Raw genomic sequence first — 13,821 nt, 5'->3', positions numbered from 1 at the left:
CACCTTTACTTGCCATTACTTAACGACCGGTTAGTTAATTCTTTTCAAAGAATTTACAAACGGTGTAACATATATACATATGTTCCATTTGGTACGTTTCTCTTTGCGAGTCGCTCTGATGAAGATTATTGCCATGCGCACGGTCGCGCTCCCCGCTTTATTACTCCCTCTCGTCGCCAACGTGCACGCCAGCACCAACGACGAACAAACCATGGTCGTCACGGCGACGCCTACCGCGGTTTCCGAACTGGATACCCCTGCCGCCGTCAGCGTAGTGAATGGCGATGATATGCGTCAGGCCGCCCCGCGAATTAACCTCTCGGAATCGCTCGGCGCGGTACCCGGTTTGCAGGTACAAAACCGGCAAAACTATGCTCAGGATTTGCAGTTGTCGATTCGTGGTTTCGGTTCCCGCTCCACCTACGGCGTGCGTGGCCTGCGGCTATATGTTGACGGTATCCCTGCCACCATGCCCGATGGCCAGGGGCAGACATCGAATATCGATATCGGCAGTATCGATAGCCTGGAAGTGTTACGCGGACCTTTTTCCGCGCTCTATGGCAACTCTTCCGGCGGCGTAATTAACGTCAATACCCAAACCGGCAGCCAGCCGCCGACCATCGAGGCCAGCAGCTACTACGGCAGCTTCGGTACCTGGCATTACGGACTGAAAGCAACCGGCGCCGTCGGCGACGGTAGCCAGGCAGGCGATGTCGACTACACGGTGTCGACCAACCGTTTCACCACTCATGGTTCTCGCGATCACAGCGGCGCGCGTAAAAATCTCGCCAACGCCAAATTAGGCGTGCGGATTAACGACGTCAGTAAATTAACATTGCTATTCAATAGTGTGGATATCAAAGCTAATGACCCGGGCGGATTGAGCTACGAGGAGTGGCAGAATAATCCGCGCCAATCGCCGCGCGGCGATCAATACAACACGCGTAAAACGGTGAAACAGACCCAGGCCGGGTTACGCTACGAACGCCAGCTTAGCCAGCAGGACGATCTGAGCGTGATGATGTACGCCGGCGAGCGCGAAACCACTCAGTACCAATCAATCCCGATGGCGCCGCAGCTGAAGCCCTCGCATTCCGGGGGCGTCATCGATTTAACTCGCCATTATCAGGGGATCGACACCCGCTGGACCCACCGCGGTGAATTACTGGTGCCGGTGACCTTTACCACCGGTCTTGATTACGAAAACATGAGCGAACGACGTAAGGGCTATGAAAACTACGTTCTGGTGAACGGCGCGCCGCAATACGGCGAACAGGGCGACCTGCGCCGTAATGAACGCAATCTGATGTGGAACCTGGATCCGTACCTGCAAACCCAGTGGCAGTTGACGCAGAAGCTTACCCTAGATGCTGGCGTCCGCTACAGTTCGGTGTGGTTTGACTCTAACGACTATTACGTCACTCCGGGTAACGGCGACGATAGCGGCGATGCCAGCTATCACAAATGGCTGCCAGCCGGTTCATTGAAATATGCCGTCACGGATGCCTGGAATATCTATCTTTCCGCCGGGCGCGGTTTTGAAACGCCGACAATCAATGAACTCTCGTATCGTTCCGGCAATCAGAGCGGATTAAACTTCGATCTCAAACCCTCCACAAATGAGACCGTGGAAATTGGCAGCAAAACGCGGATAGGCAACGGACTGTTCACCGCCGCGCTGTTCCAGACCGATACCGACAATGAGATTGTGGTCGACTCCAGCAGCGGCGGCCGCACCAGCTATAAAAACGCCGGTAAAACCCGTCGTCAGGGAATGGAACTTGGCCTCGACCAGCAGTTTGGCGATAGCTGGAAATTAAAAGCGGCATGGACCTGGCTCGATGCCACCTATCGCACGAACGTTTGCGGTTCGTCAGACTGCAACGGCAACCGCATTCCGGGCATCGCCCGCAATATGGGCTATGCCTCTTTCGGCTACCAGCCGGAACAGGGTTGGTACGCGGGGAGCGATATCCGTTATATGGGCGACATTATGGCCAACGACGCCAACACCGCCAAAGCGCCATCGTGGACCGTGGTTGGCCTGACCACCGGCTATAAGTGGAGCTACGGGAAAATGGATATGGATCTGTTCGGCCGGGTCGATAACCTGTTTGACCGTAATTACGCGGGCTCAGTGATTGTCAACGAATCCAATGGTCGTTATTACGAACCGGCGCCGGGCCGTAACTTCGGCATCGGTATGAATCTCGCCTGGCGTTTCGAGTAACTACGCCCGCCGATGGGTGATGATAAAAAAGGGATCCCAATTGGGATCCCTTTTTGATTCCGCCGCAGTCTGTTAGAACGCGCTTCTCAAGGACAATTCGAAAATAATTTTTTCCGCCTGGCAGGAGAAATTCACCGCCGCGTCCAGTTTCGCCTCATTACCCACCGGCTCAATCGTGTAATCTACGGACGGCGTTTCGCTGGCGGCGGCAACGGCGCGTTCGCGAATGGCCGCTACCGCGGACTCCGCCTCTTCACGGGTAGGGAAAAGTTTCTCGACCCGGTAAACGCAGTCTTCGTTATCGATAATGGTGCCAACATCAATGGCGCAGCCTTTGGTACTGCATTTATCAACTACATCTTTCATCGCATTAACCTCTTAAGTTTCCTTAAGGATAAAAAGCCGCTCACGGAAAAGCAAACCATTAATAAAAGTATGGATTAGTCATTTTGTTGGTTAAAGGCGGCGAAAGCGCCCCCGCACGCGTCTTCGGGGGCGTTAGAGAAGGCGGTGACGTTACTCGTCCGCTGCGACGTTAATCACCACTTTGCCGAAGTTTTCTCCCTTCAGCAGACCAATCAGCGCCTGCGGCGCCTGCGCCAGGCCATCAATCTGCTGCTCGCGATATTTGATTTTACCTTCCTGTACCCAGCGCCCCATTTGCTGCTGGAACTCGGCAATGCGATGGCCGTAATCCTGGCCGATGATAAAGCCCTGCATACGAATGCGTTTTTTAAGGATAGTCGCCATCAGCAGCGGCAGCCGATCCGGTCCATCCGGCAGCGAGGTGGCGTTGTAGCCGCTAACCAATCCGCACACGGGAACCCGCGCCGCGGTATTCAGCAACGGCAGAACCGCATCAAAGACTTTACCGCCGACGTTCTCATAATAGACATCGATTCCCTGCGGACACGCCTGCGCCAGCTGCTGGCTGAAATCCGCAGCGCGGTGATCAAGACAAACATCGAAGCCTAAAGTCTCTACCGCATAACGACATTTCTCGGCGCCGCCGGCAATGCCGACGGTGCGGCAGCCTTTAAGTTTGCCAATCTGCCCGACGGTGGCCCCCACCGGCCCGGTTGCCGCCGCCACCACCAGCGTTTCGCCCGCTTTCGGCTGGCCGATGTCCAGCAGCCCCATATAAGCGGTAAATCCCGGCATACCTAACACCCCCAGCGCCCAGGAAGGGTGTTCAGGATTGTCGCCGAGCTTAACCAAATCGCTACCATCGGAAAGCGCATAATCCTGCCAGCCACTATAGCCAAGCACCCACTCACCGGGTTTAAAATCAGGGTGATTAGAGCTCACCACACGGCTTACCGTCCCCCCGACCATCACCGCGCCAATCTCCACCGGTGGCGAATAAGAAGGCGCATCGCTCATCCGTCCGCGCATATAAGGGTCGAGTGACAAATAAATAGTCCGCAGCAGGATCTGGTTCGCTCCCGGCGTCGGCAGATCGCCCTCTTCCAGTCTGAAATTTTCGGCGGTAGGTTCACCGTGCGGGCGTGAAGCCAATATCCAGCGGTGATGGCGTTGTGGATTAGCGGTCATAGCAAACTCCTCTTGTTAACGGCCTGTACTGAGGCTAGCCGTTTTATGCTTAACGCGCTTTAACATTATGAGCCGGATTGATTCAGGCGTACCACCAGATAGACGCAAGTCTCGCTGGACTCATTGATAAACCGGCAATCGTTGGGCGGCCCCAGTTCCAGACAATCCCCCGCCTGCATCTGATGGCGAGTATTCCCTTCAACAAAAACTAATTCACCCTGCTGTAGCCAGATGAGCTGTCGCGCCAGCGCGTACGAAGAAGCGGGCATCGGTACATCGCTGCCAGCCGGCAACTCTATTTGCACCAGGTCGATCGGCAGATCGCTACGCGGCGAGACGTGCCGGCGCAAATAGTGGCTTTGCGGATCGCGCCACACCGGCTGGTTGGCAAAGCGCAAAAGCTTGCCCTCCTGCATCTCTGCACGCGCAATTAACGTCGACATACTGATGCCAAACGCGCCAGAGAGACGGCCCAGCATCGCCGCGGTGGGGCTACTCTCGCCACGTTCAATTTTATGCACCATTGCCCGCGAGGCCCCGGCGCGTTCAGCCAAATCGCTCAACGACCAGCCGCGGGACTCGCGTTCGATACGAATGCGTGCGCTAATGCGCTGGTTGAGGTTGTCTTCTATAGTATTCATGGCGTAACAATATAGTGCGCACCACCGTATTACACAACTGTCTGCTATCCCCGATACTGCAGCGTTCTGTGTAAAATTTATTGCTAAAACTGATGACAGCCTGCTGTTCATTATTGTAATAATACCGTACTACTATAGTGTACAGACTTTGAGGCTTTCTATGTCCATCCGCCATGCCAGTAAAGACGATTGCGCGGCGATCGCCGAAATCTATAATCACGCCGTACTGCATACCGCTGCCATCTGGAATGACAAAACCGTCGATACCGATAACCGTATTGCCTGGTTTGAAGCCCGGCAGATTGCCGGTTATCCGGTGCTGGTGAGTGAAGAAAACGGCGTCATTACCGGGTACTCCTCGTTCGGCGACTGGCGCGCATTTGACGGTTTCCGCCATACCGTTGAACATTCGGTGTATGTCCATCCCGATCATCAAGGTAAGGGGATCGGCCGCAAGTTGTTAGTCGCGCTTATCGCTGAAGCGCGACGCCTGCGTAAACATGTGATGGTAGCCGGAATTGAATCCCGCAATCACGCTTCGTTGCATCTGCATGAAACCCTGGGATTTATCACCAGTGGGCAGATGCCGCAGGTGGGGACTAAATTCGGCCGCTGGCTGGATCTGACCTTTATGCAGCTGCAGCTCGACGATCGCCTGGATCCGGACGGCGAGGCATGAATCAGTCGCTCACCCTTGCCTGCCTGATAGCGGCGGGTGTCGGTCTGGTGTTGCAAAACACCCTGATGGTCCGCATTACCCAATCCGCCTCGACGATTCTTATCGCCATGTTGCTCAATTCTCTGGTGGGAATTGTTATTTTTGTGACTATTTTGCTATTGCGCCACGGCGCGGCAGGTTTTCAGGAACTGGCGCTGAATATCAAATGGTGGACCCTCATCCCCGGCCTGCTGGGATCGTTTTTCGTCTTCGCCAGCATCAGCGGTTATCAAACCGTAGGGGCGGCGACGACCATTGCGGTACTGGTGGCCAGTCAGCTGGTTGGCGGGTTGATTATTGATTTGATTCGCGCCCACGGCGTGCCGATTAGGGCGTTAATCGGGCCAGTATGCGGGGCGGTGATGCTGGTGGCCGGCGCCTGGTTGGTGGCCAGGCGCCAGTTTTGAGCTCACCCTTAAAGGATCTCGCCGCCCTTGGTTAACTGCTCGCGGCGCGCTTCCTGATCTTCATGATGTTGACGCCCGTGATGGGCTATCGCCGTGCGCAGGCGCTGCTGCTGGGTATAGCGTTCTTCACGGCCCAGTTCAGCATCATCGCTTAACGCTATCAGTAGCTCGTTCATATGGCTAATCACGCCCCCGGCAATGGTCTCATCGACCCTGGCAATGACATCGTCCAGATGGGCCATCCTGCTCTCCTTTTTGATCAATTCAGCTTCGCTTTGGAAAAATCGCTTCCCATCAGACTCACGCTGTAGCCGCTGACGTTGCTGCGGGTGGCGTAGAAAGTTTTACCCGTCGCCAGCGTGATCCACGGCGCCTGCTGATAGAAAATTTCCTGGGCCTGTTGGTAAAGTTTGGCGCGCGCCTGCGGATCGCTTAGCAGAAGCGCTTTTTTCACCAGCGCATCATAGGACTTATCGCACCAGCGCGCCACGTTAGAGCCAGTTTTGATATTATCACAACTCAGCAGCGTGCCGGCGAAGTTATCCGGATCGCCATTATCGGACATCCAGCCAAACAGCGCGCTATCATGCTCGCCCTTGCGCATCCCGGAAAGGTATTCGCCCCATTCATAGCTAACGATTTTCGCTTTAATGCCGACCTTACTCCAGTCGTTCTGAATCATTTCAGCGACCCGCTTCGAGTTCGGGTTATACGGGCGCTGTACTGGCATCGACCACAGGGTCACTTCTGCGCCCTGCTCCAATCCCGCCTGCTTAAGCAGCTCTTTCGCCTTCTGCGGATTGTAGTCGTAATCCGGTAAATCCTTCTTGTAACCGAGCATATTGGCCGGGATCGGCGATTTCGCCACGTTGCCGGAATCAAGGAAGACCGCTTTCACAATCGCCTGTTTGTCGGTGGCGTAGTTCAGCGCCTGACGTACCAGCACGTTATCAAACGGTTTCTTTTCAGTATTAAATGCCAGATACCCCACGTTCAACGCTTCCACCGCGTGTAGCGCCAGATCTTTATTCCCTTTAATCACCGGGAACTGTACCGGCGATGGTGCGGGAATAATCTGGCATTCATTGGTCTGCAGCTTAGCCAGACGAGTCTCAACGTTCGGCGTAATCGAGAAGATCAGATGTTTAGTCGGCACCTCGCCTTCCCAATAGTGCGGGTTGGCAATATAGCGGATTTGTGAATCCACTTTATACTGCTGGAGCGCGTATGGGCCGGTGCCAATCGGCCAGCTATCGACGTATTCCGGCGTTCCTTTTTTCAACATCGCATCGGCATATTCCGCAGAAAGAATCGAAGCGAAGTCCATCCCCCAGTCGGCGAGAAACGCCGCGTTGGGCTCGCTCAGCACAAACTGAACGTGATAATCATCGATCTTCTTCACTTCTTTAATCAGCTTATCAAGACCGACGTCGTGGAAATATTCATAATTGCCCTGCGACACGTTGTGATAAGGATGCTGCGGATCCTGCTGGCGCAGCACCGAGAACAGCACATCATCCGCATTGAAATCGCGGGTCGGCTTAAAGTATTTATTGCTGTTGAACTGCACGCCTTTACGCAGCGTAAAGGTCCAGGTTTTACCATCCGGAGACACTTTCCATTCGGTCGCCAGCGACGGAATCGGCGTGTTTATAAGCGGGTCGAAGGTAATCAGGCGATTATAGAGCACCTGTGAGCTGGCAACGAATGAAGGGCCAGAGCTGGCGATTTGCGGGTTAAAGGATTCCGGCGAGGCTTCCGAGCAGTAGACCAGCGTGTCGTTGGATGCCGCCCACGCGGCGCCGGCCGGTAACAGCGCGCTTAAAGCCAGCGCAAGTAGTGATTTCCCTGTAGACATGGTTATAAACCTTATAAATTTGTTATATGCCTACTAATAACAGCACAGCGGAATACAACCAGCAAATAATGAATCGCTATTAGATTCACACTTTAACTCATAAGGTTAGCGCTGTTTGCTTTGCTTAACGTCACTATCATCAGCGACTCCCGCACCGGTACGACAAAATGATTATTTACGACTAAGATCCAATCGCGTGCCGCATTGTCCCATTTCAGTCAAAGGAGCGTTACATGACGAATTCGATTTATCAGCCTATCACTCTCAACGACCCGCGGTTGTTGCAATTTGCCGAAGAGTTGAATCCTGGCGCCAGTCCAATCTATCTCCCGGTTATTGATAAACCGGGGCCCGAGGGAAACGCCTACTGGAACGTCAGCGCGGCGATCGAACAGGTCGGTGGAAAAATGCTGCTGGGCTGGGAGATAAACTACTGGCCGGGCTGTTTTCTGGTCGCAACGCATCACGCCGCCTTACAGGCCGACGATGGAGGGATTTATGATGTAACCCGACGTTCGCCAGCGGCGGCAATACCCACCGTTAATCTATTCGTTCCCGACGACTCAATTGCTATTGATCTTGATAAAACGCCGGCCGTGAAATCACGATTTTATATATTACATTCCGCCGCGCAAATTACGGACTATCTCAGGGCTTATGACAATCTCAACGCTTTTGAGAAAAAGCTAAGCGATAGGCTTTATGAGATCGGCTATCGCTGTGAAACAAATAAAGCGTTGGCGAGCGGCGTCGTCGGCACAACGCCTGCCTTCGTGGAAGGCAGTTCGGTCGATATTGACGAAATAAAAATGCATATTTCCGAGTTAAGCTGGATTTTAAAAGATAAAATTAAAAGACTAAAACAATATTCTGACGCGCTACAGGAACAGCCATTACATTAACTATCCTCTGTGGGCTGTGGCGAATAGATTGTGTTTGCTGCGGCCCATGTTCGCCGTTCTCATTATTGTACTAAGTTGTGACCCGCTGAGAAATCTGCAAAAAAATTGTGCGATAACCGCCCTTTCGCCGCTACGCAATGAGGTAAGGCGGTAGACTCGACGCTCCGCAGACCAATGAGGTTACGCTAATGACAATAACCTGCAGCTTATATAGCGGCGGCCGCTGGCACGATGCCGAAGGTCACGCCACTTTCACTCGACGTTATCCGCAACATAGCGAGATAGCCTCTACCGCCGCAGCGGCGAGCATCAATGACGCTCGTCGCTGCGCAGAAGCAGCCGCCGCCGCATTCCCCTCATGGCGCGACACCATCCCCTCCGAACGTCGCCGGCTGTTGTTGGAAGCCGCCGAGCAAATGCAGCGTAGAGAGGCGAAATTTATCGCTACTATGGCGGCGGAGACCGGCGCGACAGCGCACTGGGCCGGATTCAACGTACACCTGGCGGCAGATATTTTGCGTGAAGCCGCGGCCTTAACCACGCAAATCGAAGGTCAAATTATTCCCTCCAACGTGGCCGGCAATCTGGCGATGGGCGTACGTCAGGGGGCCGGCGTGGTGCTGGCTATGGCGCCGTGGAATGCGCCGCTCATTCTGGCGACCCGTGCCATCGCCACGCCGCTGGCCTGTGGCAATACGGTTATCCTTAAGGGCTCGGAACTCTCACCGGCGACGCAAAGCTTAATCGTCGATGCCCTCGCGGCGGCGGGATTTCCCGATGGAGTAGTGAATTATCTTACCTGCTCGCCAGCCGATGCGCCTGCGCTGGTGGAGACGCTGATTGCTCACCCAGCCATACGACGGGTCAATTTTACCGGTTCAACGCCAGTGGGGCGCATTATTGCCCGCACCTGCGGAGAGCATCTGAAACCTGCGATACTTGAACTGGGTGGCAAAGCGCCTCTACTGGTACTGGATGATGCCGATCTGCAGCAAGCAGCGGCGGGCGCGATTTTTGGCGCTTTTGCCAACGCCGGACAGATTTGTATGTCCACCGAACGCATTATTGTCGATGAGAGCATCGCGGATGAGTTCGTCGCATTAATCAGCCAACGCGCTTCCGCACTACCTTCTACGCTTCTCGGCCCGGTGGTCGATTTGAAAACGGTACAACGCTGCAACGCGTTGATTGATGATGCGCTAAGTAAAGGCGCACATTTACTCTGCGGTGGAAAAGCGGATTCGACGCAAATGCGCGCCACCCTGCTGGATGGCGTGACGCGTGAAATGCGCATATGGCATGAGGAATCTTTTGGCCCGGTCAAATCGGTGATCCGGGTTAACGGCGAGGAAGAGGCTCTGGCCGTCGCGAACGATAGCGAATACGGCCTGGCGGCAGCGGTTTATAGCCGCGATAGCGCTCGCGCCTGGAATGTAGCGCAAAATCTGCAAACCGGTATTTGCCATATTAACGGCCCTACCGTACATGATGAAGCGCAGATGCCGTTCGGCGGCTGTAAATCGTCCGGCTATGGCCGCTTTGGAGGGCGCGCCGGGATCGCTGAATTCACCGAGCTTCGCTGGATAACCATGCAAACTCGCCCGCGCGAATTACCGTTCTGATTTACCGCGATGCTTTCAGACCAGCCCGGCAATCGCGCGCGCCAGCGCGGCCGGGTTTTCCCAAGCCATCGAATGCCCCGCCTGCGGTATGACAGCCAATGCGATACCCGCAGTTTCGACGTCTTCCGCTTCCTGTGAGGGTAGCGATAAACTACCGTAGATAAGCGTCTTACGGCATTGCAGGTGAATAAAACGCTCAAACCAGGAGGGAGAAACACCTACTACCAGGCTGGTAGCTCCCCGCCATAACGCCCACGGTGCGCTATTTTGTAGGCAACCTTTCCATGGGGACGTTTCTGCCGCCAGCATCGACTGATAGCCGTTGGCGATAAAATCATCTTCCGTCTGCCCGGCGATTTTACAGCTATAGAATCCCCCACCGGCATAGAGATTGGGCTCGGCGACAATTAAGGCCTCAACGCGTTTGCCCAACCGCTGCGCTGCCTCAATAGCCACACTGCCCCCCATACTATGGCCGTAGAGAATGCAGCGGCTGACCTGCAATTTGTTCAGCCACTCCACAACGACCGCAGCCTGGTCAGCAATTCGGTAGCCAAACTGAAGCGGTTTATCGCTGTAACCATAGCCTGGAAGATCAATTAGTAAGGCCCGGCGCCCATTCAATATAGGGTTAGAAACCACTGGCGGGTAATCGTATGAAGAGGCGCAACCTAACCCATGAATGAACACAATAGGGTCCCCCTGGCCTTGGAAATCAAACCAACGGACCGTTGCGCCGGCTAAATGCGAATAGAAGCTGTTCATCAGATGGCAACCTTATTATTTTTAACTGTATTTATATACAGCCATCAAGACAATTAGGCCAGCCATTTCTGTTGTTCAGAATAGAGAAACCAGCAACGCCATAGGAAAGCTGAACGGCCATGTCGCACCAATCAACAGCGCTGCCAGCAGCCGAATGCAACGGCTTTCCTTAGTTAAAAACCAGCTTATCAACGCACAAATACAGCCCATTACGGCATAAAAAACCAGCATCTTCTGGTATAAAGTCATTTTTTCCTTCCCTGTCAGACATCGCGCAACACGCGTTATCCTGTCCCGCACCACTTAGTACGTCAGAGATCAATACTTCACAAAACAAGCAACTGCAAAGACCATGGAAAAACGGTTGATTCAGTGTTGTCCGATAGCGCAACTCTACGCCACCGACTATAAATGTAGGGGCTTACTCATAAAGGTGGCGTTATGGATGTTTCCAGCAAAACCGTAATTCTGATTAATGTCGGCGCAGCGCTTGCGCTTATTAGCCTGTTATCCGTTCGTTTTGGTTGGTTTTAGTAATTTTTCAGCAACTAAACCTAAAAAAGCAGCCTCAACGGCTGCTTTTTTTATGATTTAATTATCGCGCGTTTCCCGTCGGCTTTCTGTTGAAGCACTACAATAGTCTTAAGACTTTCCGGGTTATATGACGGCAAGAAATTAAGCTTTTCGGTATCCCACTCGACCGCTGCACAACCCCCCTCTGTTGCCCCCAGGCTTTCACAGCCGCGAATTCGCTGGGCAGGGAGATTGTCGTAAAGCATTGCGCTTACGCCGATGAGTAACAGGATAAATGCTAGCTTTTTCAAAACCGATTCAACGTCAGAATAACAAATTATGTAAAATTTTCTCATGAGCGAGGCGAAAAAGTCAAATCGCCTACACGATAACAACTGTCCCGTGGCGATTTCATTCAGAATTTAACATTATGGCTACAATCATTCCCTTCCTGGAGAGCATTTCTGAGGAGTGCGATCCGTTATGTCCCCCTTCTGCTAGCGAGAGGATATTTATTTCATTGGAAATAACAAAATGATCTGGCAATCCGCATACCGGATTATGGATAGCTAACTATACTTGGCTTTTATGAGGTGAGAATTTTCTTAAATTAGCGACTGCCGATAATCAGCAATCGACTGCTCAACCTTATGGTTAATGCGGACTGTAGATTTCCAGGTGTTATTTTGTGCTCTATATTCCGGTAAGTGAAAGAAATTATTATTTGCAAACTCACGAACTTCCGCATAGGTTCATTACTATTAGTTATAACGTTTTTGCTTTTCCTGTTACTTATTTTTGAGGTCGCTTATGTCAGGAATACTTGCCCTGCTAATGGCTTTAGTCTTATTGGTGATCGCAATCTACAGTCTTATCTCTTATATTCGTGAGCGCCGCCACTCGGGCCTGCCATCAAAAAAAGACAAACATTGATTATTAAATCGGCATAAAAAGTCGATACGCAAAAAAATCCCCGCATCATCCTGCAGGGATCAACAATTAATAGCATGCTTAGTTGTTTACACCCCATCCGGCGCTTATCTCCGGCACTCACAATGGCTTAGCTCTTGAAGGGGTATAAGAATACTCTCATATTACCCCTTATCTTTTTTAACATTTATTGCTATTGCAACTATTAGCGTGATAATGCTGCCGGCACGTTAATATTCAATGTTTCACCATTACATGACGAACCACCGTGTAGTCCTCCAGGCCATACATCGACATGTCCTTGCCGTAACCAGATAGCTTCTGTCCGCCGTGCGGCATTTCGCTAACCAGCATGAAATGGGTATTCACCCAGGTGCAACCGTACTGCAAACGCGCGCTCAGGCGATGGGCGCGGCCCACGTCCTGCGTCCACACCGAGGAGGCAAGCCCATATTGCGAATCATTAGCCCAGGTTAATACTTGTTCCTCATCGCTAAACGGCGTCACGCTAACTACCGGGCCAAAAACTTCGCGTTGTACGATAGCGTCATCCTGCTGTGCGCCAGCCAACAGCGTGGGCTGGAAATAGTAACCACTCCCCGCCGCGCGGCTGCCGCCGGTTACCACTTTAATATGCGGTAAGGCGCGCGCAGCGTTGACAGCCGCTGTCACCCGTTCGAGATGCGCAAGCGAACTGACCGGCCCCAGTTCCGTGGATGGATCGTCCGGTTGCCCCATTTTCAGGCTGGCCACGGCCGCGCCTAGTTTTTCAACCAGCCGATCGTAGACGCCTTGTTGCGCGTAAATACGGCAAGCGGCAGTACAGTCCTGACCGGCGTTATAAAAACCGAAAGTACGAATGCCCTCGACGACGGCATCGATATCGGCATCATCGAAAACAATGACCGGCGCTTTACCGCCCAGCTCCATATGGGTGCGTTTAATCGAATTCGCCGTGTGACCAATAATATGGGCGCCGGTGGCAATCGAACCAGTCAACGAAACCATACGCACTTTACTATGGCCGGTGAGCGGGTCGCCAACAGTTGGGCCCCGGCCGAAAAGCACGTTGATAACGCCGGCCGGGAAAATGTCTTTTGCAAGTTCCGCCAGCTTCAAGGCCGTCAGTGGGGTGATTTCTGAAGGTTTAATCACCACGCAGTTACCGGCCGCCAGCGCGGGCGCCAGCTTCCACGCCGCCATCATTAGCGGATAGTTCCACGGCGCAATCGAGGCCACCACCCCCACCGGGTCGCGGCGGATCATTGAGGTATGCCCCTCAAGGTACTCCCCAGCAGCCATTCCCGGCAGGCAACGCGCGGCGCCGGCGAAGAAGCGAAATACATCGGCAATCGCCGGCATTTCATCATTGATAACGCAATGTAGCGGTTTACCGCAGTTTAAAGACTCCAGTTTGGCGAGCGTTTCTGCATGTTCAGTAATCACATCCGCCATTTTCAGCAAACATTCGGCGCGGGTTTTCGGCGTTGTCTGGCTCCAGCTGACAAACGCACGATCTGCAGCATTGACGGCGGCATCAACCTGCGCCTCGGTCGCCTCCGCAATCTCAATAATCGTTTCGCCATTGGCAGGATTGAATACCGGCAGCACCTCGCCTTCCCCCGCCACTAATTGACCGTTTATCAAAAGGTTATGTTGCATAGCATGATCCTGTAAAGTG

Annotated in this window: 15 protein-coding genes; 7 read left to right on the top strand and 8 right to left on the bottom strand. The window is 53.2% G+C overall.

Annotated elements, in window-relative coordinates; all coding sequences use genetic code 11:
* The first annotated feature begins 118 nt into the window (after window positions 1–118).
* Window positions 119–2,230, top strand: a complete 2,112-nt coding sequence (gene pqqU / locus KGA69_RS17395; RefSeq protein ID WP_047048732.1) for a TonB-dependent receptor PqqU — start codon at window positions 119–121, stop codon at window positions 2,228–2,230.
* Window positions 2,231–2,302: 72 nt separating this feature from the next.
* On the opposite strand, the gene KGA69_RS17390 is transcribed toward pqqU, so the two are convergent.
* The 3 genes from KGA69_RS17390 to KGA69_RS17380 all read right to left on the bottom strand — a co-directional run bounded on the left by KGA69_RS17390 (window position 2,303) and on the right by KGA69_RS17380 (window position 4,425).
* A complete protein-coding gene (locus KGA69_RS17390; RefSeq protein ID WP_015705548.1) occupies window positions 2,303–2,596 on the bottom strand; it encodes a DUF406 domain-containing protein in 294 nt (97 codons plus the stop codon).
* 150 nt (window positions 2,597–2,746) lie between these two features.
* Entirely contained in the window at window positions 2,747–3,784 is a 1,038-nt protein-coding gene (locus KGA69_RS17385; protein ID WP_045394047.1) for an NADP-dependent oxidoreductase, read from the bottom strand.
* A 65-nt stretch (window positions 3,785–3,849) separates the two neighbouring features.
* Window positions 3,850–4,425 (bottom strand): helix-turn-helix domain-containing protein, encoded by a 576-nt coding sequence (locus KGA69_RS17380; protein ID WP_015366420.1) that lies wholly within the window; start codon window positions 4,423–4,425, stop codon window positions 3,850–3,852.
* 160 nt (window positions 4,426–4,585) lie between these two features.
* Here KGA69_RS17380 and KGA69_RS17375 point away from each other — a divergent pair, with 160 nt between their 5' ends.
* Together KGA69_RS17375 and KGA69_RS17370 are read left to right on the top strand one after the other, a co-directional pair.
* On the top strand, window positions 4,586–5,104 hold the full coding sequence (locus tag KGA69_RS17375; RefSeq protein ID WP_045394042.1) for a GNAT family N-acetyltransferase: 519 nt from the start codon (window positions 4,586–4,588) through the stop codon (window positions 5,102–5,104).
* Window positions 5,101–5,550, top strand: coding sequence for a DMT family transporter (locus KGA69_RS17370; protein WP_045394039.1), 450 nt, complete (start codon window positions 5,101–5,103; stop codon window positions 5,548–5,550). The genes KGA69_RS17375 and KGA69_RS17370 overlap by 4 nt, the downstream gene beginning before the upstream one ends.
* 8 nt (window positions 5,551–5,558) lie before the next feature.
* On the opposite strand, the gene KGA69_RS17365 is transcribed toward KGA69_RS17370, so the two are convergent.
* Window positions 5,559–5,792 carry a YdcY family protein gene (locus tag KGA69_RS17365; protein WP_047048747.1) on the bottom strand — a complete coding sequence of 78 codons (234 nt, stop codon included), beginning with the start codon at window positions 5,790–5,792 and terminating at the stop codon, window positions 5,559–5,561.
* A gap of 17 nt (window positions 5,793–5,809) precedes the next feature.
* A complete protein-coding gene (locus KGA69_RS17360; RefSeq protein WP_213292514.1) occupies window positions 5,810–7,408 on the bottom strand; it encodes an ABC transporter substrate-binding protein in 1,599 nt (532 codons plus the stop codon).
* A 233-nt stretch (window positions 7,409–7,641) separates the two neighbouring features.
* On the opposite strand from KGA69_RS17360, the gene KGA69_RS17355 reads away from it, so the two are divergent.
* Window positions 7,642–8,310: a hypothetical protein gene (locus KGA69_RS17355; RefSeq protein WP_049060330.1), complete on the top strand. Its 669-nt coding sequence runs from the start codon at window positions 7,642–7,644 to the stop codon at window positions 8,308–8,310.
* A 188-nt stretch (window positions 8,311–8,498) separates the two neighbouring features.
* Entirely contained in the window at window positions 8,499–9,932 is a 1,434-nt protein-coding gene (locus KGA69_RS17350) for an aldehyde dehydrogenase (protein WP_213292513.1), read from the top strand.
* Between the two features lie 15 nt (window positions 9,933–9,947).
* On the opposite strand, the gene KGA69_RS17345 is transcribed toward KGA69_RS17350, so the two are convergent.
* Entirely contained in the window at window positions 9,948–10,697 is a 750-nt protein-coding gene (locus KGA69_RS17345; RefSeq protein ID WP_213292512.1) for an alpha/beta fold hydrolase, read from the bottom strand.
* A 75-nt stretch (window positions 10,698–10,772) separates the two neighbouring features.
* Entirely contained in the window at window positions 10,773–10,946 is a 174-nt protein-coding gene (locus KGA69_RS17340) for a GhoT/OrtT family toxin (protein WP_015366412.1), read from the bottom strand.
* A gap of 192 nt (window positions 10,947–11,138) precedes the next feature.
* Between KGA69_RS17340 and yncL the strand changes: the two genes are divergently transcribed.
* On the top strand, window positions 11,139–11,231 hold the full coding sequence (gene yncL / locus KGA69_RS17335; RefSeq protein ID WP_064571558.1) for a stress response membrane protein YncL: 93 nt from the start codon (window positions 11,139–11,141) through the stop codon (window positions 11,229–11,231).
* Window positions 11,232–12,020: 789 nt separating this feature from the next.
* Window positions 12,021–12,143, top strand: coding sequence for a small membrane protein (locus KGA69_RS17330; protein ID WP_072251384.1), 123 nt, complete (start codon window positions 12,021–12,023; stop codon window positions 12,141–12,143).
* Window positions 12,144–12,377: 234 nt separating this feature from the next.
* Here KGA69_RS17330 and patD read toward each other — a convergent pair whose 3' ends face one another.
* Entirely contained in the window at window positions 12,378–13,802 is a 1,425-nt protein-coding gene (gene patD / locus KGA69_RS17325; protein ID WP_045394023.1) for an aminobutyraldehyde dehydrogenase, read from the bottom strand.
* Window positions 13,803–13,821: the final 19 nt, after the last annotated feature.

Origin of the sequence: Klebsiella sp. A52 (assembly GCF_018388785.1) — a bacterium.
GTDB lineage: Bacteria > Pseudomonadota > Gammaproteobacteria > Enterobacterales > Enterobacteriaceae > Klebsiella > Klebsiella aerogenes.
This window is presented reverse-complemented; position numbering and strand designations above follow the sequence as displayed.

Excerpts from the sequence above, each read along its gene's own strand:
- KGA69_RS17375 (WP_045394042.1), top strand. The coding sequence starts at position 4,586 with ATGTCCATCCGCCATGCCAGTAAAGACGATTGCGCGGCGATCGCCGAA.
- KGA69_RS17355 (WP_049060330.1), top strand. The coding sequence starts at position 7,642 with ATGACGAATTCGATTTATCAGCCTATCACTCTCAACGACCCGCGGTTG.
- KGA69_RS17345 (WP_213292512.1), bottom strand. The coding sequence starts at position 10,697 with ATGAACAGCTTCTATTCGCATTTAGCCGGCGCAACGGTCCGTTGGTTT.
- KGA69_RS17360 (WP_213292514.1), bottom strand. The coding sequence starts at position 7,408 with ATGTCTACAGGGAAATCACTACTTGCGCTGGCTTTAAGCGCGCTGTTA.
- pqqU (WP_047048732.1), top strand. The coding sequence starts at position 119 with ATGAAGATTATTGCCATGCGCACGGTCGCGCTCCCCGCTTTATTACTC.
- yncL (WP_064571558.1), top strand. The coding sequence starts at position 11,139 with ATGGATGTTTCCAGCAAAACCGTAATTCTGATTAATGTCGGCGCAGCG.
- KGA69_RS17380 (WP_015366420.1), bottom strand. The coding sequence starts at position 4,425 with ATGAATACTATAGAAGACAACCTCAACCAGCGCATTAGCGCACGCATT.
- KGA69_RS17390 (WP_015705548.1), bottom strand. The coding sequence starts at position 2,596 with ATGAAAGATGTAGTTGATAAATGCAGTACCAAAGGCTGCGCCATTGAT.
- KGA69_RS17365 (WP_047048747.1), bottom strand. The coding sequence starts at position 5,792 with ATGGCCCATCTGGACGATGTCATTGCCAGGGTCGATGAGACCATTGCC.
- KGA69_RS17340 (WP_015366412.1), bottom strand. The coding sequence starts at position 10,946 with ATGACTTTATACCAGAAGATGCTGGTTTTTTATGCCGTAATGGGCTGT.
- KGA69_RS17330 (WP_072251384.1), top strand. The coding sequence starts at position 12,021 with ATGTCAGGAATACTTGCCCTGCTAATGGCTTTAGTCTTATTGGTGATC.
- patD (WP_045394023.1), bottom strand. The coding sequence starts at position 13,802 with ATGCAACATAACCTTTTGATAAACGGTCAATTAGTGGCGGGGGAAGGC.
- KGA69_RS17350 (WP_213292513.1), top strand. The coding sequence starts at position 8,499 with ATGACAATAACCTGCAGCTTATATAGCGGCGGCCGCTGGCACGATGCC.
- KGA69_RS17385 (WP_045394047.1), bottom strand. The coding sequence starts at position 3,784 with ATGACCGCTAATCCACAACGCCATCACCGCTGGATATTGGCTTCACGC.
- KGA69_RS17370 (WP_045394039.1), top strand. The coding sequence starts at position 5,101 with ATGAATCAGTCGCTCACCCTTGCCTGCCTGATAGCGGCGGGTGTCGGT.